Below are 21,930 nucleotides of genomic sequence, written 5' to 3' on the forward strand. Positions count from 1 at the left end.
ACCTAAGCGTACAGTCTGAGGTCAAGTTCCGGTGGAAATTGCGCCGAGTAAATTTGCACCGAGAACTCCCGAGTTAGTACTAGCCAACTCCAATTCGACGAACCATGATAAACTACTGCTTCCGCACGCGCGCCTGCTTCATTAAATCGCTGATTCTATGCCTGCACCCACCGCTCACTCATCCGCATTCGGAGTCCTGGAGACCACGGGTTGGACTCCTGCCATGGTTGCTTTGGATGCCATGGAAAAAACGGCCACGTTTGAGCTCTGGCAAGTCGAGCTCAACGACTTCCTGGGCACCTGCATCAAAATCCGCGGAGCCGTCGATCAGGTCAGCACTGCAATCGATGCGGGTTATTCCGTAGCCGAGCGCATGCAAGGCAACCCTTTCCGAAGTGTTATTTCGCAATTGAGCTCGGGTGGTACGAAAGGGATCGAAAGTCGCGTCGAGTTCAATCAACTCATCCAACAAAATGTTGTCAAACTCCCCACGCCAGCCTCCAACCATACTTCAGACGATAGGGCGAACTCTGTGAGTAAAGTCTCGGTCCAAGCACTCGGGTTTATTGAAACGCAAGGTTTCACTGCCGTTTTCGAAGCAATTGACACCGCCTGCAAAGCGGCTCAGGTCGAAGTTGTGGGTAAAGAGAAATTGGGAGGGGGATACGTAACCATTGTCATTCGTGGTGACGTCGCAGCGGTGACCGCCGCTATCGAAGCGGCTCGCCCCAAAGTAGACGGACTCGGCAAACTGGTCGCGGCACATGTAATTGCCCGCCCAAGCCCTTCGGTCCTCGCGCTACTCCCCTAACAGCCCCCTACCAGCTTGGTAATATAATTCCTTACCAACGGCACTGCGCTACCGGTGCGCAGCCCCAATGACTCCCTCGAATCATCCTCTAGGAATTGGTCGCCATGCGCAAACTCTCGCTGTCACTCTTGCTTCCTGCCCTCTTCTGCATCAATGCCCACGGCGATGAAGGAATGTGGCTGTTCAACGCACTCCCCACTGCACAGCTTAAACAAAAGTACGATTTCGATGTAACGCAAGAATGGACCAATCACGTGCGATTGGCCAGCGTTCGATTTAACTCCGGTGGTTCGGCTTCCTTCATTTCCAGCAATGGCCTGGTTTTAACCAACCACCATGTGGCAGCGGACACACTCTACAAGCTTTCGACCCCTCAACGCAACATTGCCGATGAAGGCTATTACGCAACGTCGCCTGAACAGGAACTGAAAGCTCCCGATCTGGAGTTGAACCAACTGGTGGCCATTCGCGATGTCACCGAGGAGGTCAACGCCTCGGTGCAAGAGGGAATGCCTGCGGGAGAAGCCTCCAAAGCTCGGCAAGCTGCGATGGCCCGCATCGAACAACAATCCAAAGATGAGAGCGGCTTGCGAAGTGACGTGGTTACCCTTTACGGCGGCGGACGGTATCACTTGTATCAATACAAACAATACACTGACGTGCGTCTGGTCTGGGCACCGGAGGCAAAGACTGCGTTTTTTGGTGGCGATGCAGACAACTTCGAATACCCACGCTTCTGCCTCGACGTCACGATCTTCCGCGTCTACGAAAACAACCAACCCGCCAAGATCGAACACTTCCTAGAAGCCAACCCGAACGGTGCACAGGCGGAAGAGCTGGTTTTTGTGAGTGGCAATCCTGGACGCACCCAACGCATCCTGACCGCTGAAGCGCTGGAGTACCAACGCGATCACCGCATGCCTCGCGTCCTAGACCTACTCCGCCGCAAAGAGATTTTGCTGCAACAGTACGCGCTGGGTGGCCCTGAACAAGCGCGCCGTGGTCATGACGAATTGTTTGGAATCCAGAATTCGCGCAAAGCCTACACCGGGATGCTCGAAGGACTCCAAACTCCTGGATTTATCAACAGAAAACAAGAATCAGCAGCGGCCTTGCAAGCCGCCGCTGGCAGTGATTCTGCTTGGAAGACGATCGCCGCCGTTCAGCAAAAGCGAATCGAACTGCAGTCACGCACCGGCAGCCTTCGCAGCCAGCTTTACGGGATCGCTGAAGACCTGGTGCTGATGGCCGCCGAAGACCAACTCTCGAGCGGCGAGCGATTGCGGGAATTCCGCGATTCTAACCGCCAATCACTGGAGCAAGCCCTCTTCTCACCAGCTCCGCTCTACGACGACCTAGAACGAGTGCAACTCGCCGATGAACTCGCCCGCTTTGCTGAAACTCGCGGTGGCAGCGATTCGCTCGTTCAACAAGTCCTGGCTGGCAAGAGCCCTCGGCAGCGCGCGAGTGAACTGCTCGCGGACACCCAACTGTTCGATGTCGCCGCGCGCAAAAAGCTGGCCGCCGCCGGTACCTCTGGCATCGCGAACAGCCAAGACGCACTGATTCAGTTGGCAAAGATCCTGGAACCGGAATACCGAGCTCTACGCACCCTGACAGAAGAGCTCGATGAGCAGGAACGCCAAGCCTATGCCACGATCACCGAAGCCAAATTCTCCGCGGAAGGAGAGTCGGTTTACCCCGACGCAACCTTCACGCTACGCCTAGCCTACGGCGCCGTAAAGGGATACCAGGAAGACGGGCAAGACATCCCTGCAAACACCACGCTCGGCGGCGCCTTTGAACACGAAACAGCCCACGGGAAGACGGATGACTGGATTCTCCCAGAAAGCTGGCATGCCGCCCGCGAACAGCTCGACGCGTCGACTCCGTTCAATTTCGTTTGCACCGCCGACATCATTGGCGGCAACTCCGGTTCGCCCGTCATTGATCGTGAAGGAAAATTGGTAGGAGTCATCTTTGATGGCAACATTCAAAGTCTCACCGCTGACTTCTACCACAGCGAAACCCAAGGCCGAGCCGTGGCGGTACACATCGCCGCCGTGCTCGAGGCGCTCGACAAGGTCTACGACGCCCAAGCATTGCGCCAGCAAATTGGACACTAGTGGATTGCCTGCATTAGGCTTGAGGGGGAGAAGGTAGCGGACAAAACTGCGACTCCCCCTGCTTTACCGGCGCGAGAGAACTCGCTACCTCGCCCACTAGCCTGAATTCAAATTGAGACAAAGCCCTTGCGCTCACGCAGACTTCAGAGCATCGGAGAAACCGTCCCTAGTAGACGTGGAAGCGGGCCATGAAGAAAACGCTGACCTGGTAAATGCCACACCAACCCGGAAATCCATTCTGCAAGAAGCCCAAGTGCGCGGTCAGCTCTAAGCGCCAGAGGCAGCACATATTGAGAAAAGGCTCCGCCTCACATTGAGACGCGCGTCTCAATTCGTTGCAAAACTCACCAAACTTCTCCTTGCCCGCAATGCTTCGATGTGCTCAGCCGAAGGAATTTTCTCGCCAGACTCAAGCGAAAACGCACTTTTCGCTATCTGTTTTGAAAAGCGAACAACTTTGGCACGCAACTCGCTTTAGTCTTCTTTCGATCCAGCAATTTTGCTGGCACCCGTTCGTGTTCTCTCGAACAATCTCGGTACCGCCAACGGTAGCGATGCATGTATCTGAAGAACTTGCAACGCCATCGATTTGCTACCGATAGAAGGGAAGCTCAGCTTCCAAAGCTTAGCGAGGTGCACCCGCTAAGACCCCCAACATCACTTTTCACCGTAGTACCAACAGACAGGAGTTATTGAAGTACAAAACAACAATGGGCGAGGCGGCGTGGTATTTTTTACTTTTCCTCACCGCAATTTTGTAACACGATGCCTCCCCACCGCGGGCGTCCTCTCAACTTCGAGGGGGCGCCTTTTTTCGTTGCGCGACCCGGAAGAATTCTCTCGCGCAGGCAGAAAACTATGCAAAAGTCCTGCGGCACCCAATCAGAGCGAATCCAGAGAGACGTCTCAGAAATTTCAGCTGCCGTGGCAACATCGCCTCGCTACGGGGAGGCCTCCAAGAGTTGCCAGCGGTACAGGCAGAGAGCGAACAGCGACAGACACTGCTGCTGCGACCTTAGGATTGCGAGACTCCAGCTTGCTCGCGGTGCTAAAGCCAACTACCGCAACTATTCACACAGGCAGATTGGAGTCAGCCAAAGACGCAGCTCCAGCAAACAAAAAAACCGCACAAGGGTAGCCCTGAGCGGTTTGTTGAATTGGTTCGGCAGCAAGCAAGAAGCAGACTACTTCTTCTTCTTCTTGGTATCTTCCTCTTCCTTGACCTTCTTCTTCTTCTTCAGCGAGACTTTAACAACGCGAGTCTTGGGCATGCCCATTACGGGGTCCCCCTCACTCCAACGGTCAAGCTCCGCCATGCGTTTGATACGCTCAACTCGCGTCAATACGTTTCGGGACTTAATGGCCCCGCCGCTTACCTTGAGGCTCTTGTCGAGCGTCATTGTCTCTCTCCAAATCGATCGTCTTTTATATTGCGCCAGCCCTTCGCCGGACTGTTTCTATTGTCACAGAGCCCCGAAGTCTACAGAGCAGAGCTAATTTGGGCAATGGCTAATTCCAGAACTCTATCAATCTGTACTCCCGAGGGGCAAAACAGATTTCTTATCCGGGTTTCTGCGAATCCCCCCCACTCCGTACACAGCGAGCATATACACGCACCCCATGGCAGGAGCTCTCATCCGCATATTACTCCAATACACGGCGTGCACAAGCGATAGCGAGAGGAGGAGTGCCAGTGGTACGACCCATTCCCAACGCTGCATCCCCGGAGGCAAGCGAAGCAGCCGCAGGCTCCCCCACAATGCGCACAGGACAATTACCCCATACCAACCCCCAATGATTACCTGCGATGCAATCCCCCCCTGATTTGGCCAAAGTGCCCAAAACCAGCCTAGGCGGTATAGGCAGCTCTTCCCAAACATCGCTGGATTGCGACGTATGGTGGCTTGAGCTGCCGCATAGGCCTCCTGGTCGTCCAGCAGCGGATCGATCTCAGCCTCAGCCTCGATCGCCCTGCCGTGCCCCTGCTCGTGCCCAATCTGCTCGCGGTTTTCGTCCAGAGCTTCCGTCCAATACTCTTCGTCCGTTGGCTCCCATCGACTTGAATCACTTCTCTGCGACCAGCGTCGATGGAATTCCTCTGCGTCCCAATTGCGCGAGGGTCCGTGTTGGGCGAAATGGCGATACAGTGGCGGGTTGTTGGCCAGCAGCAGCGTATATCCACCATGCGATGTGGCCCAAATCGGTTTTCCAAGCTGCAGCCAATTCCGCGCCATCCAGGGGGCTACGCAGAGCAGCACACCGAGGCAGAGCAGAATGGCATCGCGCCATGCTGGCCGCCCGTAGCGACTCCACCCCTGCAGCCACACAGCCACCGCGCAGAGGACTGCCCAGGGTGCGGCGGTCGGGCGCGCCAAGATCGAGCCCCCCAAGAGCAGCCCCGCCATGCCCGCAACCAAGGCTTGCTGCCAGCCAAAAAACCTTGCGCTACTAGGTTTTTCGCCGCTCGCTTGAGCTCCCCAGACGTACAACCACCAGCGCCATACCCCCATGACGAGGAACGCTGCCAACGTCTCGGTCATGACCAACTGGCTGGCCCGAAGCAATAACGGATCGACAGCCACGGCAATCGCCACCCCAAACGCCCATCGCAGGCGCAGGGCACACCCAATCGACCAAGCTAGATATACCGTGCCAAGACCGAGCGCAAGATGCATTCCAGCGATGTACCACAGCGGAATGGAGACGCGACTTCCCGCATGCCCCAACTCCCCCGCATGCCCCGCCAGGCCTGCCAACCAGGCCCCCCAACTCAAGAGCCAAGGATACAAAGGGGGGCGGAAGGCCGTCGGCGACACCTCGCCGGCGGAATCCTCAAAACCATAGACGCCCGTCTGTGCCAAATTCCCTGCTATCCTCAGATAGGCATCGTAGTCTGTCTGAAAATCGCAAGAGGAGCTCAACAGCGCACCCAGCCGAACAGCCAGTGCGAACAACAACAGAATGGCCACCTGAGCACGTTTGGAAGTCAACAATTCGCAGTTTGCCTCAGGTAGAGATACGAAAGCGGTTTTATCACCAGCGCGTCGACTCACTTTGAATTGCGGATAACTGCTGGACGATTACCCAATCCCCTATCGGACGGTAGGCGGCATCGGCAATTTAGCTTGGGGAATGGGTCCGGTAACGCACTTGGCACACGATGGAGACTGGATGAAGAACAGTGGCGAATATGCGATTTTTTGGGGGAACACGGCCCGGGGGGGCCATGCTACGGGGGGCTATACTACTAGGAGCAGTGCTACGGGGGCCTTACCACTAGAGCTTTCGGGACTAGCTGCTAGGTGTGGGGCAGGCAACGCTGCGGATCGAGCTCGGCACTTCGAACCGCTTTCCCGCCACGCGCGGCCTCCAAGCGTTCGCCCCACTGGGCAACCCCATCGCGAGTCGACACCGCCTCCAGTTCCAGGTGGAAATCTCTAGATTCTCTCCCCTGCAAATGCAGGCCCCTCCCCCGCTCAATCTCAAAGGCCCTGGGATTGGGAAAACCGGTGCCAGGTTCCATTCCGGTGACATACCCATCGCAATCGGGGAGCGTGTTCTTCCACTGGGTGAAGCAGGGCAAATTCTCGGTCTTGTAGCGCATGACAAATCCCTGTGCTGCATCTGGAGAAGTCAACAAGGCACCTCCCCAACCCTCCGCATCGGCCCGACTATCAAAGAAATAGGCCTGCTCCGTATAGCCTTCTTCCGGAGCTTGGTAGGAGCTCCACTCGGACAGTCCCTCGGCGGCCCGAGCATCGCGGGGCACCACATTGTCGGCCGAAACGACCATTCGCGAGCCCGCTCCCAACAAGGGCTTACCAACATTGATGTGGTACAGCAGGTGCGCATCGGCGGGACTGGAACTTGCATTGAGGAGTTGATCGTGAATTTGAACTGACGGCTTACCGACTTGGAACGTGTATTTGGCCGTCAAACGCAGATCGTGCTGCAAGAACCGAGTTTCGCAGACTTGGCCGACGATGCTGAGCGACGCGCGCTCGTGATCCAGATGGAACTCAACACTCCGCGCTGGGAGGTTGGCAATCCGTCCATGGAGCGGGTAAGCCAGTTGGCCATTGGCGGCAAAAACTGGCGGGCCGAATCCCTGCAATCCGCATCGCACAAACAACTCGTCAAACCCTTCCAGCCAGCCAAGTCCGCTGGGTTCGTTCAGCGCGACGAAACTCGGGTGGACTGGACCGGGGACGGGTGAGTCCCAACCGAGGCAACAATCGCCAACTTGCATCTTCCACAGCCCCATGCCGCGAGTCGGGCAAATAGCGGCTCGAACATTTCCGTTGTCCACCAAAATCAACTCAACGCCGGAACTTAGTCCACCGCTAAGCCGCACACGCTTGATGCGAAATTCCCCCGCTGCCGAACGGACGCACAAGGCGTCTGCGAGCGGTTTCGAGAGATCCACTGGCCCATCGATCGGACTAATTTCGGGTAGGGTAATTTGCATGGTGTTACAGGTGTTTAGTGGCGGAAAAATGTGCTCCTTACTTGTAACGGTTGTCGGCACGGAATAAAACAGGCATTCTTCGAATTCGTGCAATCCGTTCCCAGCCTGGCACCACCCCCATGACAAATGTGAAACTTGACGACGGCCTTCTTAAGAAAGACAACGTAGCCCCCATCCTAGACCGAGCGCTCGATGCTGGCGAAGGTTTGTTGCGACTGACCCCTACCTGGGTCCCTCGCAGTTTTCTCCACCCAGGCCGCCGCATCAAACTGAACCCGAACCACCTTTATGCATTTGGAGCGAATCGAGGCGGAATCGACGAGCGCTGGTTTGCCAGCACGACCGAAGCCGCCAATGACGGCCGCGTTTGGCACGAGGGGCTGAGCATGTGCCTGTTCGAAGGGCAAAAATTCTTGCTCCGCGACTCGGTGGCCGAAGCGGGCAAACGCCTCGTGGGTGAGCCCACCTTCAGCAAATACAGTCGCTGGCCCGTCTATTCGAAGTTCTTTGACAACATGGGGCCGATTCCTCACCACATGCACCAATCGGCCGCGGATGCCGCGCTCGTCGGACAGGAAGGCAAGCCTGAGAGCTACTACTTCCCGCCACAGTACAACAACGTCGACAACAATTTCAGCTACACCTTCATGGGGCTTGAGCCTGGTACAACCAAGGCCCAACTTCGCCGCTGCCTGGAGAACTGGAATGCTGGCGACAACGGCATTCTGGACCTTTCGAAGGCCTACCGACTCAAGCGGGGAACGGGCTGGCTCATTCCCCCAGGCGTCCTGCACGCCCCCGGCTCGCTGTGCACCTATGAGCCTCAATGGGGCAGCGATGTGTTCGGGATGTACCAATCGATCGTCGAAGGCCGCTATGTGCCTTGGGAACTTTTGGTCAAGGACATGCCTGAAGACAAACACCAAGACCTCGATTTCATTATCGGTCAACTCGACTGGGAAAAGAACGTCGATCCACAGTTCAAGGACGCCAATTACATCGAGCCGATCGTCGACGCCGACCGCAGCGGCGACGGATACACCGATCGCTGGATTGTCTATGGCACCATTGACGGTCAACAGATGTTTAGCGCCAAGGAATTGACCGTCGATCCGGGTGCCAAATGCACACTGAAGGATCCTGGTGCGAGTGGATGGATCACGGTTCAGGGCAAGGGCCGCATGGGCAAACTCGCCTTGCAGACACCTGCCATGATCGATTTCGGCCAAAACACCGAGGACGAAGTGTTCATTTCTTACGAAGCGGCCACCGGTGGCGTAGAAATCGAAAACACCGGTAGCGAACCGTTGGTTGGCTTGCGTTACTTCGGTCCCGATTGCCACGCCAACCTCCCTGCCAACGGTGCTTGGCAAGCCAATCGCTAAGCCCCCACCCGCTCTTTTAGCAGCGGCCTGCTCCACTTGGCTGGCGCAGGTCGCCCCTCTGTAAACTCATCTCACATTTTGGATCCATACCATGAGTCATGCCTCCCCCAAACTACACAACGCCATGTGGCCCGGATTAGTAGGCAAGGGAACGGACGAAGGGCAAGAGCCGCCAATCAGCCTGGAGAAAATGCTAGACCTGACGGCAGCCGCAGAAGTCGACGGCCAAAAATTCGAAGGCATCGACTACTTCCTATTCCTGCCACACACCAATCCAGAAGCCTCCGACGATGAGCTCAAGGGAATCGCAGATCTGATTGCCAGCAAGGGTTTGAAAGTTGGTTCCCTGGTCGCGCCGATTTGGCCTGGTACCGTGGGCGACTCGGCCATGGGAGACAAGGCAGCCACCGACAAATTTCAATCGGCCGTTAAGATGGCGTGCCGCATTGCAAAAATCTTCAATGAGCATGGGGTGCGCGACTACGGTTGCATTCGCATCGACTCGGCGGAGTTTGGCGTGGAAGCTTGGCGGGCTGACGCTAAAGCCAATACGACCAAGATTGCCAACACCTTCCGCGAGGCTGCGAAAGTGGCTGCGGACGCGGGTGAACGCCTCGCGGCGGAGGGCGAAATCTGCTGGGCGGGCATGCACAGCTGGAAGGACATGCTCGACCTGCTGGAAGAGGTGGCTATGCCCGAAGCACTTGGGTTCCAAGCCGACCTAGCGCACACCTACTTGTACCTGATGGGCTACAACGCACCCGAGCACGCGCTGCTCCACGAAGGCTATTCGGAAGCCGAATTCTACGCGGCCTACGAGAAGATGACCGACAAACTCCGCCCTTGGACGATCGACTTCCACGTCGCCCAAAACGATGGCCAAGTGCACGGCGCCGGATCGCACGACAAGACCGGCAAGCACTGTCCAGCCGACGATCCCAACGGACGGCTCGACATCGTCAAATGTTCGGGATACTGGCTCAAAGATGCGGCGGCGCGTGGTATCCAACACATCTGCTGGGATGGCTGCATGTTCCCCAATGCCACTCTGGAAGAGCCCAAGACTTGGAATACGATCCTCAACACGATGATCCAAGTCCGCAACGCTCACGGTTGGTAGACAGCCACTCACCTCCAATCCAAAACCTTAAGTAGGAAAAAACACCATGAAAGAACTCCGTATTGGCATGATCGGTTACGGCTTCATGGGCAAGACGCACTCCAATGCGTACGTCCAAGCCCCGAACTTCTTCCAGAGTGAACACAAGCCGGTCCTCAAAGCTCTCTGCGCCCGCAACCTGGAAAAGGCGAAGCCGTTTGCCGAAAATTGGGGTTACGAGTCGATTGAGACCGATTGGCGCGCTCTGCTGAAGCGAGACGATATCGACGCAGTGGATATCTGCACTCCCAACAACCTGCACAAAGAAATTGCCATCGAAGCGGCCAAGGCTGGCAAGATGATCTTGTGCGAAAAGCCACTGGCCATGAATACTGCCGAGGGTGAAGAGATGGTCGCGGCCGTCGAGAAGGCGGGTGTTCCCAACATGGTTTGGTACAACTACCGTCGCGTCCCAGCAGTCTCCCTGGCCAAGCAAATTCTAGACTCCGGCAAGCTCGGGCGCATCTTTCACTATCGGGCAAATTTCCTGCAAGACTGGACGATCAATGCCGACGTCCCACAAGGCGGTGCTGCCACTTGGCGACTCGATGTCGACGCGGCAGGTAGCGGTGTGACCGGCGACTTGCTGGCCCACTGTATCGACACAGCACTCTGGCTGAACGGTTCCATTACCGATGTCACCGCCATGACGGAAACCTTCGTGAAAGAGCGAATGCATGCCGAAACGGGCAAGAAAACGCCGGTAGAAATCGACGATGCTTGCTCCTTCCTGTGCCACTTCAAAAACGGCTCACTGGGTTTGTTCGAATCGACCCGCTATGCACGTGGGCACAAGGCCCTGTATACGTTTGAGATCAACGGCGAAAACGCCAGCATTCGTTGGGATCTGCATGACCTACATCGACTGGAATACTTTGACCACGCCGATGAATCGATCGTACGCGGCTGGAGAAGCATTCACGTCTCCGACGGCGACCAACCCTACATGGGCAATTGGTGGGTCCCAGGACTGCAAATTGGATACGAACACTCGTTTACGCACCAAGTTGCCGATTTCCTGAAGAGCCTTGATACGGGCGAGCCAGCGCACCCCTCGTTCCGTGACGCGCTGGAAACCCAGCGAGTTTGTGACGCCGTGCTTACCAGCGCCAAGAAACGCAGCTGGGAAAACGTGTAGTGCGTGAGGAACACCTGCATTGAATTATCTCGGGCACGCCTACCTCCATCTCGACAATCCCTACTTTGCTGCTGGAACCGCGCTTCCAGATTGGCTGAATGTGATTGATCGCAAGAATCGGGCCCGCCGACAGTATGCAGAGCCAATCACCAAGCACGCCGACCCGCTGGTCGCGTGCTTTGCGCGGGGTGTCATGCGGCATCATTACGACGACAACTGGTTTCACCAGACTGCCGCCTTCGCACGACTCAGCACGCAATTCGCAGTCGACGTCCGGCAGCTTTTACCCAGTGGGCTCGGGCATCAGGCCGGTTTTGTAGGGCACATCTCTGTCGAACTCTTGCTCGATGCAATTCTTTGCGAACGAGACCCCCAGCTACTCGACACCTACTACGACATGCTCCGAGGACTCGACGCCGAGCGTGTGCAGATGGCCGCCAATCTCATTTGCCCACGCCCGCTCGACACTCTCGCGATCTTGATTCCAAAATTCATCCACTCGCGATTCTTGGCCGACTACCACGACGATGGCCTGCTGCGGCAGAAGCTCAACGGAGTTATGCAACGCGTGAAGCTCCCGCTTCTTCCTGAAACCCTCACCCCCTGGCTGGCCGTTGCCCGCAATCAAGTTCGTGAGTCTGCCGACGAACTACTCACCTCCACGCTTAAGTAGTAAGTCCTAAATGTTGGTAGGCAGACGGTCAACGCTCCCAGGGGATAACTGAGTGGTCAGGCACGAATGCGGGCGATATCATGTGTGGATTGGATTTCGTTTTTCTGTGACAAGCGTATGAGGATGCACGTCGTGGCAACAAAAACAGCAGCGAAATCGAACAAGGCCAAAGTCAACGTATTCCACCAACGTTTAGGGACACTGACCTACTACCAAGCGTGCCACATGCTGGGGGACGACGGCCCCAAGTTGATTCAGGCCGGCAGAAATTTCGAGATCGGGAGCTCAGAAGACGATGTCTACCTAGGGGGTGACCTACTCCGCATCAACGTCCACGATGACGCCATCGAGGGAGGTGTCGCCGTTGTGACAATCACGTTGCAATCGGGACGGAGTCGCCAGCTGCAGACCAATTGTGAGCAGTGTGAGGTTTTCTGCGAGCATTTAGGTGCGGCGATGGAATATTTGCTGGATGCCAAGACCGACCTAGGTCTGGCCCTACCGCCGGACGAATCGGTCCCCCTGGAGAATCTGACGGCTAGCGAACTGCAGGTCCGCGCCCTGGCCGAACGCCACAAGCGGGCCAGCCAAGAGCCGATGCGCGTCCGCTCGATGAAACCGGATGAACCGTGGGTCGACTATGTCGTGACTAGCGAACAATCGGGCCGTACTTACCGCGTCGCACTGCGAGGCATGGACCAAGACAACACATTCTGCACCTGTCCCGATTACCGCACCAATCGTCTTGGAACTTGCAAGCATATATTGCACGTGCAGGCGAAGGTTAGGAAGCGATTTCCCTCAGCGAAAATCAACGCGGCCTACCGTCGCAAACGCCTATCGCTTCGGCTTAGCTATGGAAATGAGCGAGGGTTGTTATTCAATCTGCCTTACCGCAAGGACGCGAAGCTGGAGGACATTGTCGGCTCGGCCAGCCAGGCTCCTGTGGCCGATGCTCAAGCGGTTTTGCGTCAAATCCAAGCACTCGAGGAGCAGGGATACGACCTAACCATCTTCCCAGATGCTGAAGAATACATCCAACGACAATTGATCCAACAACGCGTCCGCGAGGCTTGCCAACAAATCCGGGCCGATGTGGAGCACCACCCGCTACGCAGCGAACTGCTGGACGCGACCCTACTACCTTACCAGTTGGATGGAATCGCCTTTGCCGCTGGAGCTGGGCGGGCGATCTTGGCTGACGACATGGGCCTAGGAAAGACCATCCAAGGGATTGGCGTCGCCGTCCTACTTGAAAAATTGGCCGATATCAAACGCGTCTTAGTGATTTGTCCCGCCTCGTTGAAATCGCAGTGGCAAAGCGAGATTCGGCGGTTCAGTAACCAGAGCTGTCAAATCGTCTTAGGTAATGGAGCGGTGCGGGTCGAGCAGTACGCCAGTGACACCTTCTTCACCATCTGCAATTACGAACAGGTATTGCGTGACCTGGCGGCGATCGAGACCACCTCCTGGGACTTGATCATCCTCGACGAAGGGCAACGAATCAAGAACTGGGAATCCAAGATTAGCAATACCGTCCGGCAACTCGAAAGCACCTTCCGGCTCGTACTCTCTGGGACACCTCTTGAAAACCGATTAGGCGAGCTATTCACCGTCACGCGATTTGTCGATGACGCGTTGCTCGGTCCTGCTTATCAGTTTTTCCATCAGCACCATGTCGTCGATGACCGCGGCAAGACACTTGCCTACCGCAACTTGGATGCACTGCGTGAGAAGTTGCACCCCATCTTGCTGCGTCGTACGCGAGCGGAAGTCGCCAAGCAATTGCCGCAACGCACCGATGAATTGATTCGTTGTGAGATCACCGCCGAACAAAAGGAAATTCACGACGCAAACTTGCAGGTGGTGGCTCAAATATCTGCCAAGAAATTCATGACAGAAATGGACCGCTTGCGTTTACAAAAAAGCCTTCTGATGGCTCGAATGGCTTGCAACAGCACGTTTTTGATCGATCAAGAAGAGGCTGAGTACAGCAGCAAACTTGAGCGATTGGGAGAGTTGTTAGCCGGACTGATCCAAGATCCCACGCGAAAGATCGTGTTATTCAGTGAATGGCGAAGAATGCATGATCGGATTGAACGACGGCTCGACACTTTGGAATGTGAATACGTGCGTCTCGACGGCCAGGTCCCTCAAAAGAAGCGGGCCGCACTCGTGGAGCGATTCCAACAGGATCCAGCATGCCGAGTCATCTGCATGACCAATGCGGGTTCAACCGGCTTGAATTTGCAAGCCGCCAACACGGTCATCAATGTGGATCTCCCCTGGAATCCCGCGGTGCTCGAACAGCGGATTGCTCGGGCCTATCGCATGGGTCAGAAGAACCCAGTTCATGTCTACAAATTGGTGACCACCTGCCGCAGCCAGCCGACGATCGAAGAGGGGTTGCTGAATACCTTGGCCAGCAAACAAGAGTTGGCCAACGCGGCCATCGATTTTGAGAGTGAGGTCACCCAAGTCGCCATGACCAGCGGCATGGAAGATCTAAAACGCCGCTTGGAGATCATCCTAAGTCCTCCCCAGGCGGCCATTGATGAAAGCCAACAACGTCGCGTGGAAGCGGAAGCGCAAGCACTGACAGTCGAACGCCGCGAAAAGGTTTCGTTGGCCAGTGGACAACTGGTCAGTGCCGCACTTTCACTAGCAGGTGAATTGTTTGGCAGCGAGCGCTCCAACCAACCATCCGCCGAGGTTGTCGACAAGTGGGTCGGAAAACTGTCCCAATGCGTCGATCGTGATGAAGCGGGCCGACCTAGCCTGAAGATCAGCTTGCCGAACGACCACGCGCTCCGCGACCTGGCCACCACGCTGGCGAAATTGCTGCAATAGTCGACTTCCCGCCAACGCTCGCCTACACTTTGTCTAAAAAACCGTTAAGGTGGCCCGATGGCCCACGCATTTGCTACAAACTCTTGGGAGAAATAGATGAAATTCGGAATGAACCTGTTGCTATGGGGCGGTGAAATCAATGACGCAATGCTGCCCACCATCGAAACCCTCAAGAGCTACGGATTTGACGGGGTGGAGATCCCCATGTTCAACCTCGATCTGGATTACGCGGCTTGGGGCAAGCGGCTAGATGACCTGGGGCTCGAACGCACCGCGGTAACGGTCCGTAATCTAGAAGACAATCCGATCAGCCCCGATGCGCAGGTCCGAGCCAAGGGAATTGAGCTCACCAAGAAGACGCTCGATTGTTGCGCTGCTTTGGGGGTCCAGACCTTGGTAGGCCCCTACCACTCCGCCATCGGCCACTTTAGCGGCGCTGGCCCCACCCAGGACGAATGGGCTTGGGGAGTGGAAAGCATGCGGGCTGTGGCTGAGCATGCCGGCTCGGTGGGAGTCAAACTGGGGGTTGAAGCGCTCAACCGCTTCGAGTGCTATCTCCTCAACGCGCACGCCGACTCGGCCCGTTTCGCGCGAGAGGTCGACCATCCTGCCTGCGGAATCATGTACGACACCTTCCATAGCAATATTGAAGAGAAGGACATTCCGGCCACACTCCGTGAAATCAAAGACGTTTTGTGCCACATCCATATCAGCGAAAATGACCGCAGCACCCCCGGTGCGGGCAACATTCAGTGGGAAAAGAACTTTTCGGCCATCGCCGAAATTAAATACGATAGCTGGTTGGTCATCGAAGCGTTTGGGCTCTCGCTACCCGAAGTGGCTGCCGCAACGAAAATCTGGCGACGCATGTATGATAGCGAATTGCAATTGGCCAAAGATGGCCTGGCATTCATGAAGCAGCAAGTTGCCAAGCACTGCAATTGATCCTACCAAGGGGATTTACGATGACCTTCTTCAGCTCCCAGAACAGTGACAAGTCACAATTCGATCGCGATGGCTTTATCGTCGTCCGAGAGTTGTTCAAAGCGCGTGAGACCGAACTTCTCAGCCGTTACGCGCGAGCTGACCAACGCATCTCAGCCAAGGCAACCAGCCGCACCGACGCTCAGGGTGGCACCACCACGCTGGCCCTGAGCAATGACTTGGACGACAACCTCTACGCTGCGGTTGTCCGCTCCCGTCGCGTCGCCGAAAACATGACGCGGCTGCTGGGAGACGAAGCCTACCACTACCACCACAAAATGATGCTCAAGGAGCCACTCGTAGGCGGCGCCTGGGAATGGCATCAGGATTACGGCTATTGGTACGACTACGGCTGCCTCTACCCCACTATGGGCAGCTGCTTCATTGCCGTCGATCGCGCCACGCGCGAAAACGGCTGCCTGCAGGTCATCCCCGGCTCGCATCATATGGGGAGAATAAACCACCTGAAGGTGGGTGGCCAAACCGGTGCTGATCCCGAGCGGGTTGCAGCCGCCTTGGAGAGGTTACCCCTGGAGTACGTGGAGATGGAACCTGGTGACGGCCTGTTTTTCCATGGCAATTTGCTGCATCGCAGTGATCAAAACACAAGCTCCGACCCTCGCTGGTCTTTGATTTGCTGTTACAACACCAAGAGTAACGACCCTTATAAGGCATCGCGACACCCCAACTATTCGCCCCTTACATTGCTCGAGGACGCGCAGTTTGAGGCTACGGCGGCCGCCCAACTTGCGTCGCTTGATTAGCAAGCGAAAGAGGACATTCTTGATTTTCACCCCAAAATGCTTCATGCTTGTGCTGCCAAGTGGTCCTACCCAATAAGGCGAGTGGTCGTTACAACGCTATCTCGCTCGCCCAAGTCCACTCAGCTTACTCCTCCGCACCAGCACCTTATCTCGAAGCAGTCGACTATTGGATACAGAAGCACTCACCAAGTTAGTCTTTGAACTCGTCGGCGGCCTGGGAATCTTCCTCCTCGGCATGAAAAACATGTCTGACGGGATGCAAGCTGTCGCTGGCAGCAGTCTCAGACGACTCATTGGTGCAGTCACCAATAACCGTTTTCTGGCTATTTCCGTAGGCGTGATCGTCACCTGCGTCGTGCAGTCGAGTTCGATAACCACCGTGATGGTGGTCGGCTTCGTCAACAGTGGAGTTATGGAGCTCGCGCAGGGTGTCGGTGTCATCATGGGTGCCAACATTGGCACGACCATTACCGGCTGGATCCTAGTGCTGAAGATAGGCAAGTATGGCTTGCCGCTGCTAGGCATTGCCGCTTTTGCCTATCTTTTCTCGCGCGGCGATCGAATTCGCTACTTGGCGATGACCGTGCTCGGAATCGGTATGGTGTTTTTTGGGCTAGAAGTCATGAAAGATGCCTGCTCAACAATTAAGGACCTGCCCGACTTCGAAGCTTGGTTCCACAAGTTCAATGCGGACAATTATCTCGGCGTGCTGAAGTGCGCCTTGGCTGGCTGCGTCCTAACGACGATGGTGCAATCCTCCTCTGCTACCTTGGGAATTACCATTTCGCTGGCGACCCAGGGCATTATTTCCTACCCCACGGCAGCCGCACTAGTCCTGGGAGAGAACATCGGCACGACGATCACCGCCTTTCTGGCCTCCTTGGGCACCACCACCAATGCCCGCCGCGCCGCCTACTTTCACGTCGCATTCAACCTGTTCGGTGTATTCTGGATCACGTTGGTTTTCCCCTGGTACATCGATCTAATTCAAATGATTTTGGGTCCGAATATCACCGAAGCGGTCGTGGTCGATGGAAAGAATACTTATCCACATACGGTGTCCGCGATCGCAGCCACCCATACGATTTTCAACATCGCCAATACGCTTCTCTTCGTTGCCTTCGTGCCACTCATTGTGAAGGTTCTGATACGAGTCGTGCCGGGCAAGCCGTTCAAGGAGAAATCGCATCTCACCGATCTCGATGTGCGCATCCTCGATTCACCATTGATGGCGATTGAACAATCTCGCAAAGAGATCATCAAGATGAGCGATGGTTGCATGAAGATGCTGGCCTGGCAGGTAGATTTATTGCAGCAGGATTCGCCCGATAAGACTCTCGCAGACCGCCTGAAACACCGTGAAAAAGTGCTAGATTCCGTCCAGGATGAAGTCTCGAATTTTGTGACGCACCTGCTCTCCTCCAATGTGTCGCATGAGACCGCGGCGGAGGGCCGTCAACAAATGCGAATGGCGGACGAATACGAATCGATTAGCGACTACATAGCCAGCCTCGATAAATTTGATCGCAAACTGCGTCGAGACGGATTCCGATTTACCGAGATACAACGCTCGGATCTGGGCAAATTGAACCAGCACTTAGCGGAATACTTAGGTGTGATCAACGAAGCCCTGCGTGCGGACAACCACAATGTATTGGCGAAGTCCGCCCCCCTATCCAGGCGCATTCGCGACGAAATCAAAGCGCTGCGTCGCAAGAACCTGGAAGTGCTGTCCGCTGGCGAAACGCCTCCCTTGGTGATTGTGGCCTATCTGGCGAGTTTGAATGCCTTCACCCGCATTCGAGATCACATCCAGAATGTGGCCGAAACCATCGCGGACAAGAGATAATAATCACAAACAGCCCCGCAGCTATCACGCTCAAGCAGGCGGGTCCCTGTCTCTTCCGGAATTCCGTCAGGCTCCCCGCCTGCGGGCGGCCGACAACGGAGTCACTGCTTCAACTCCGACTTTGAATTCTCCACGCCCCATACCTTGAGCGAGAATACATCGCTGGCTAGGGAAAACTCAGCCACACGAAAAGAAGGATTACGGTGAACTCAAATCCTCAGAAATCGCTGATTGAACTGCTGGCATCGCCCGACGAGGTACTGCGTGACATCGCTCTCAGCACGCTCTGCGAGAGCTATGCTGCGGATGATGCCATCTTGGAAAACGTGTTGGCGGGCTGGAAAGAGTGGGGCCCCAATTCAGCCTTCCCAGACTTCCCCATGCTGTCCTATTTGCCCATTGCGGGAACGCGCGTCGATGAGGTCTGCCAGCTCGCTGTCCACATGTCGCAAGGCAAACCTCTCACCGATAAGTCGACGCGGTGCGCCGGCAAACTGGTGGAGCAAGTCGTGAGACTGCCAGCCAGCGAACTGGCACCCCACCTGGAACGACTCCAACACACCGTTGCCCAGTCTAAAATCTTTTTCCGTGTCTCGATGGCAAATCTTCTCACGCGGTTGGAACTGGCAACGCTCCCGGCCGATAGCTTGGCAGAATTGCTCGACGCGGCCATTGGGAAACTAGCGGAATCACCTGACGATGTGGCCGCCAACCTACAAGGCGTCGCAGCACTAGAAGCCCTGCGACGGCAGCATCCCGATTACATGAATCTCCCGGGAGTTCTCGCCAACCGCCCTGCGGACACGGGGCCGTCCGCAGCGAGTTTTCGGCTGACACTGCAGAGCTTGATTGCCTTTCCAGAACCCGACATCTCCGAACACCTCGCTCAACACCTCTTGGACCAGCGCGAGTCGGTCCACGTCAATGCTGTCGAGGCGCTAGTGCGCACCCGGTCACCTGCTGCGGGACAAGTTTTCATCGAACAATTCCCTCAAGGCGGATTGAGCAACCAACAATGGATTACTCGCGGCCTGCAACGACTACAGGCGGATGGCCTTGCCCTACGCATCGCTGAGCTTCGCGCCGAGACGAGCGATCCTAGTTTATGGTTGATGTTAGTCATCGCCGAGGCACGGCAGTTCTCCCCATCGAGCCTCCATCACTTGGCAGTGGAGCTCGACCGGTTGATGACTCATTCGGAAGCTCTAGTCAACACCTTGAATCTTTACGCCAAGGTGCACCACGCCCATCCGGAATCGATCGCCTTCCAAGCAGCATTGCTCCGCTACCTCGCGAGGACCCATGATGCTGCCTCAAAGTCCCACGATGGCTGAGCTTCCCATGAAATTGTCGGTCCTCCAATCGGTTTGCCCGCTGGACTGCCCAGACACTTGCGCCTTGGACATTACCGTCCAAGATGGCCGCATGCTGCAGCTTGCCGGAAATTCACGGCATCCTATTACGCGAGGATTTGCTTGCGTCAAAATGGCCAAGTATCCAGAGCGTCAGCAGCATCCGGAGCGTCTGCTGACGCCTCTCAAGCGAACCGGAGCTAAAGGAGAGGGTCGCTTCGCGCCGATTTCTTGGGAGGAAGCACTCCAGACGATCGCGGAAAAGGTTACCGAAGCCATCAAGAAATTCGGGCCGGAGAGTATCTTGCCTTACTGCTACGCCGGTACGATGGGACTGATCGAGCGCGATCACCCCCTCGCTTTCTTCCGTGGCTTGGGAGCAGCCGAACTGGATTGGACAATCTGCTCAGCGACGGCCAGTGCTGGCTGGGAGGCCAACTACGGCCCCGAGAAGATGTCGACTCCGCCCGAACAAGTGGCGCACTCTCAGTTGATCCTCCTGTGGGGGATCAACGTCTTGCGCTCTAACAGCCATCTCGTCCCGTGGCTGAAAGAAGCTCGCAAGCAAGGCGCTCGGATCGTGCACATCGATCCCTACCGCAACGAGACCAGTCGCTTTGCCGATGAGCATTGGCAGATTAAGGTGGGGACCGACGCGGCCCTGGCACTTGCCATCGGTGGCGAAATCCTACGCCAAGGACTTGAGGATCGCGATTACCTGGAGACCTACGCCAACGACTTAAGCGACTATCGGCAGGCCTGTGCTGAGTGGCCCATCGCACGCGCCGCCGAGTTCTGCGGACTCGAGCCCCAAGCCATCGCTCAGCTTGCCTGCGACATGGGAGGCGAACCTGCCACGTTCATCAAAATCGGCTATGGCATGTCGCGCAACGAAGGGGGTGGCAATGCGGTTCGCGCCATTACCTTGCTGCCTGCACTATTGGGCAGTTGGAAACATCGTGGCGGCGGTGGCGCCCTGTCGACCAGTGGTGCGTTTGGTCTCAATACAACCCGCTACTCGGGACTCCATCTCCTGCACGCGGACCGTCCCCATGTCAATCACAATGAACTTGGCAGCGCATTGCAGGCCGAGCAAAATCCGATCTCAACGCTGTTTGTCTTCAACTCCAACCCAGCGGCAGTCGCCCCAGATTCGCAGTCCGTTCACCGTGGATTGACCAGGGAAGATTTATTCACGGTGGTCCTCGACCACTTCCAAACCGACACCGCGGACTATGCCGACATTCTCTTACCCGCCACGACCTTTGTCGAACATCCCGACCTTTACACCGCCTACGGCCACTACTACCTTCAGTGGGCCGAGGCCATTGTGCCAGCCCGTGGTGAAGCGCGGCCCAACAGTTGGGTCTTTCAACAATTGGCCGCTCGACTGGGGCTGGATGACGAGGTCTTCCGGATGTCGACCGAAGAGCTCGCGCGCGAGCTACTTGACAGTGCACATCCCCATGTATCAGGGATCCGATTCGAGCAGCTGCGCGAGCAACGCAGCATTCGGCTGAATCTGCCCGTTGACTTTCGTCCCTACTCGGCTGGCAGCAATTTCACCGATCGCAAAATCCGCTTTACCCCTGCACCGCAACAGATCGACTTCCAAGAGCGGTTGTCCCCAGAGTTTCCATTGCGGCTCATCTCTCCGCCCGGCGCCTACATGCTCAATACGAGCATGGGCAATCTCACCTCACTGATCAAAGCGGCTGGGGGCGAGCCGACGGTCTTGATTCACCCCGACGACGCGTCAGCGTACGGAGTGCAAGACGGTGGGCCCATTCGCATTACCAGCCAGCAAGGCTCGATTATCCGCAAAGCGATAGTTTCGACCGATGCACGGCAAGGTGTCGTCGTGGCTTTGGGACTGTGGTGGCCCAAACTTTCGCCGGACAGAAGAGGGCTCAACGAGCTCACTAGCCAACGACTCACCGACCTTGGCGGCGGCTCCACGTTTGGAAATGCCGTCGTCCACATCGCGCCCGCTCCACTCCCCGTTGCCCCTAACTCCCATGATGGTTCGACAACCGATGACGACCTCTGATCAAGCTAAACCAGACGTATCGCTGACCGATTTCCAAGCCAAGATCCGTGACATGTACTACGAGAAAGATGTGCAGCGCGGAATCGACGGCACGTTCATGTGGCTGATGGAAGAGGTTGGCGAGCTGGCGTCGGCACTTCGCCAAGGAACGCATGAGGAGCGCTGCGGCGAATTCGCGGACGTACTGGCTTGGCTGACCACCATTGCCAACGTGGCTGGAGTCGATTTGGGGCAAGCGATCCAGGATAAGTATGGCACCGGTTGCCCAGGTTGCGGGCGTCTCGTGTGCACCTGCCCCATGCAAGAAAAACCGTGAGGCGG

General features: G+C 56.4%; 16 protein-coding genes. 13 read left to right on the forward strand and 3 right to left on the reverse strand.

Features of this window, described 5'->3' with window-relative positions; all coding sequences use genetic code 11:
• Positions 1-157: 157 nt before the first annotated feature.
• Positions 158-811, forward strand: coding sequence for a BMC domain-containing protein (locus Q31a_RS29385; RefSeq protein ID WP_145086396.1), 654 nt, complete (start codon positions 158-160; stop codon positions 809-811).
• A 104-nt stretch (positions 812-915) separates the two neighbouring features.
• A complete protein-coding gene (locus tag Q31a_RS29390; protein ID WP_145086399.1) occupies positions 916-2,937 on the forward strand; it encodes a S46 family peptidase in 2,022 nt (673 codons plus the stop codon).
• A gap of 1,184 nt (positions 2,938-4,121) precedes the next feature.
• Here the strand turns inward: Q31a_RS29390 and Q31a_RS29395 are convergent.
• The 3 genes from Q31a_RS29395 to Q31a_RS29405 form a co-directional block, all read right to left on the reverse strand.
• The gene (locus Q31a_RS29395; protein ID WP_145086402.1) at positions 4,122-4,337 is read right to left on the reverse strand and encodes a small basic protein; all 216 of its coding nucleotides are present in this window, start codon (positions 4,335-4,337) and stop codon (positions 4,122-4,124) included.
• A 126-nt stretch (positions 4,338-4,463) separates the two neighbouring features.
• Positions 4,464-5,990 (reverse strand): hypothetical protein, encoded by a 1,527-nt coding sequence (locus tag Q31a_RS29400; protein WP_145086405.1) that lies wholly within the window; start codon positions 5,988-5,990, stop codon positions 4,464-4,466.
• A 245-nt stretch (positions 5,991-6,235) separates the two neighbouring features.
• Positions 6,236-7,405: an aldose 1-epimerase family protein gene (locus tag Q31a_RS29405; RefSeq protein ID WP_145086408.1), complete on the reverse strand. Its 1,170-nt coding sequence runs from the start codon at positions 7,403-7,405 to the stop codon at positions 6,236-6,238.
• 119 nt (positions 7,406-7,524) lie between these two features.
• Between Q31a_RS29405 and Q31a_RS29410 the strand changes: the two genes are divergently transcribed.
• From Q31a_RS29410 to Q31a_RS29460, 11 genes are all read left to right on the forward strand, one after another.
• Entirely contained in the window at positions 7,525-8,790 is a 1,266-nt protein-coding gene (locus tag Q31a_RS29410; protein WP_145086411.1) for a cupin domain-containing protein, read from the forward strand.
• 91 nt (positions 8,791-8,881) lie between these two features.
• On the forward strand, positions 8,882-9,910 hold the full coding sequence (locus Q31a_RS29415) for a sugar phosphate isomerase/epimerase family protein (RefSeq protein WP_145086413.1): 1,029 nt from the start codon (positions 8,882-8,884) through the stop codon (positions 9,908-9,910).
• Between the two features lie 46 nt (positions 9,911-9,956).
• Complete coding sequence (locus Q31a_RS29420; RefSeq protein ID WP_145086416.1) at positions 9,957-11,087, forward strand: Gfo/Idh/MocA family protein; 1,131 nt, start codon at positions 9,957-9,959, stop codon at positions 11,085-11,087.
• Between the two features lie 19 nt (positions 11,088-11,106).
• The gene (locus Q31a_RS29425; RefSeq protein ID WP_145086418.1) at positions 11,107-11,760 is read left to right on the forward strand and encodes a hypothetical protein; all 654 of its coding nucleotides are present in this window, start codon (positions 11,107-11,109) and stop codon (positions 11,758-11,760) included.
• A 132-nt stretch (positions 11,761-11,892) separates the two neighbouring features.
• Positions 11,893-14,610 (forward strand): DEAD/DEAH box helicase, encoded by a 2,718-nt coding sequence (locus Q31a_RS29430; protein ID WP_231690998.1) that lies wholly within the window; start codon positions 11,893-11,895, stop codon positions 14,608-14,610.
• Between the two features lie 96 nt (positions 14,611-14,706).
• Entirely contained in the window at positions 14,707-15,555 is an 849-nt protein-coding gene (locus Q31a_RS29435; protein ID WP_145086424.1) for a sugar phosphate isomerase/epimerase family protein, read from the forward strand.
• Positions 15,556-15,575: 20 nt separating this feature from the next.
• Positions 15,576-16,358, forward strand: coding sequence for a phytanoyl-CoA dioxygenase family protein (locus tag Q31a_RS29440; protein ID WP_145086427.1), 783 nt, complete (start codon positions 15,576-15,578; stop codon positions 16,356-16,358).
• 166 nt (positions 16,359-16,524) lie between these two features.
• Positions 16,525-18,207 carry a Na/Pi cotransporter family protein gene (locus Q31a_RS29445; protein ID WP_145086430.1) on the forward strand — a complete coding sequence of 561 codons (1,683 nt, stop codon included), beginning with the start codon at positions 16,525-16,527 and terminating at the stop codon, positions 18,205-18,207.
• A gap of 203 nt (positions 18,208-18,410) precedes the next feature.
• On the forward strand, positions 18,411-19,541 hold the full coding sequence (locus Q31a_RS29450) for a hypothetical protein (RefSeq protein WP_145086433.1): 1,131 nt from the start codon (positions 18,411-18,413) through the stop codon (positions 19,539-19,541).
• A gap of 7 nt (positions 19,542-19,548) precedes the next feature.
• A complete protein-coding gene (locus tag Q31a_RS29455) occupies positions 19,549-21,609 on the forward strand; it encodes a molybdopterin-containing oxidoreductase family protein (RefSeq protein WP_145086436.1) in 2,061 nt (686 codons plus the stop codon).
• Positions 21,596-21,925 carry a MazG nucleotide pyrophosphohydrolase domain-containing protein gene (locus Q31a_RS29460; protein WP_145086439.1) on the forward strand — a complete coding sequence of 110 codons (330 nt, stop codon included), beginning with the start codon at positions 21,596-21,598 and terminating at the stop codon, positions 21,923-21,925. Before Q31a_RS29455 ends, Q31a_RS29460 begins: the two co-directional genes overlap by 14 nt.
• Positions 21,926-21,930: the final 5 nt, after the last annotated feature.

The sequence above is a fragment of the Aureliella helgolandensis genome, from assembly GCF_007752135.1.
In the GTDB taxonomy this organism is placed as follows: Bacteria; Planctomycetota; Planctomycetia; order Pirellulales; family Pirellulaceae; genus Aureliella; species Aureliella helgolandensis.

Excerpts from the sequence above, each read along its gene's own strand:
- Q31a_RS29385 (WP_145086396.1), top strand. The coding sequence starts at position 158 with ATGCCTGCACCCACCGCTCACTCATCCGCATTCGGAGTCCTGGAGACC.
- Q31a_RS29390 (WP_145086399.1), top strand. The coding sequence starts at position 916 with ATGCGCAAACTCTCGCTGTCACTCTTGCTTCCTGCCCTCTTCTGCATC.
- Q31a_RS29395 (WP_145086402.1), bottom strand. The coding sequence starts at position 4,337 with ATGACGCTCGACAAGAGCCTCAAGGTAAGCGGCGGGGCCATTAAGTCC.
- Q31a_RS29405 (WP_145086408.1), bottom strand. The coding sequence starts at position 7,405 with ATGCAAATTACCCTACCCGAAATTAGTCCGATCGATGGGCCAGTGGAT.
- Q31a_RS29410 (WP_145086411.1), top strand. The coding sequence starts at position 7,525 with ATGACAAATGTGAAACTTGACGACGGCCTTCTTAAGAAAGACAACGTA.
- Q31a_RS29415 (WP_145086413.1), top strand. The coding sequence starts at position 8,882 with ATGAGTCATGCCTCCCCCAAACTACACAACGCCATGTGGCCCGGATTA.
- Q31a_RS29420 (WP_145086416.1), top strand. The coding sequence starts at position 9,957 with ATGAAAGAACTCCGTATTGGCATGATCGGTTACGGCTTCATGGGCAAG.
- Q31a_RS29435 (WP_145086424.1), top strand. The coding sequence starts at position 14,707 with ATGAAATTCGGAATGAACCTGTTGCTATGGGGCGGTGAAATCAATGAC.
- Q31a_RS29440 (WP_145086427.1), top strand. The coding sequence starts at position 15,576 with ATGACCTTCTTCAGCTCCCAGAACAGTGACAAGTCACAATTCGATCGC.
- Q31a_RS29455 (WP_145086436.1), top strand. The coding sequence starts at position 19,549 with ATGAAATTGTCGGTCCTCCAATCGGTTTGCCCGCTGGACTGCCCAGAC.
- Q31a_RS29460 (WP_145086439.1), top strand. The coding sequence starts at position 21,596 with ATGACGACCTCTGATCAAGCTAAACCAGACGTATCGCTGACCGATTTC.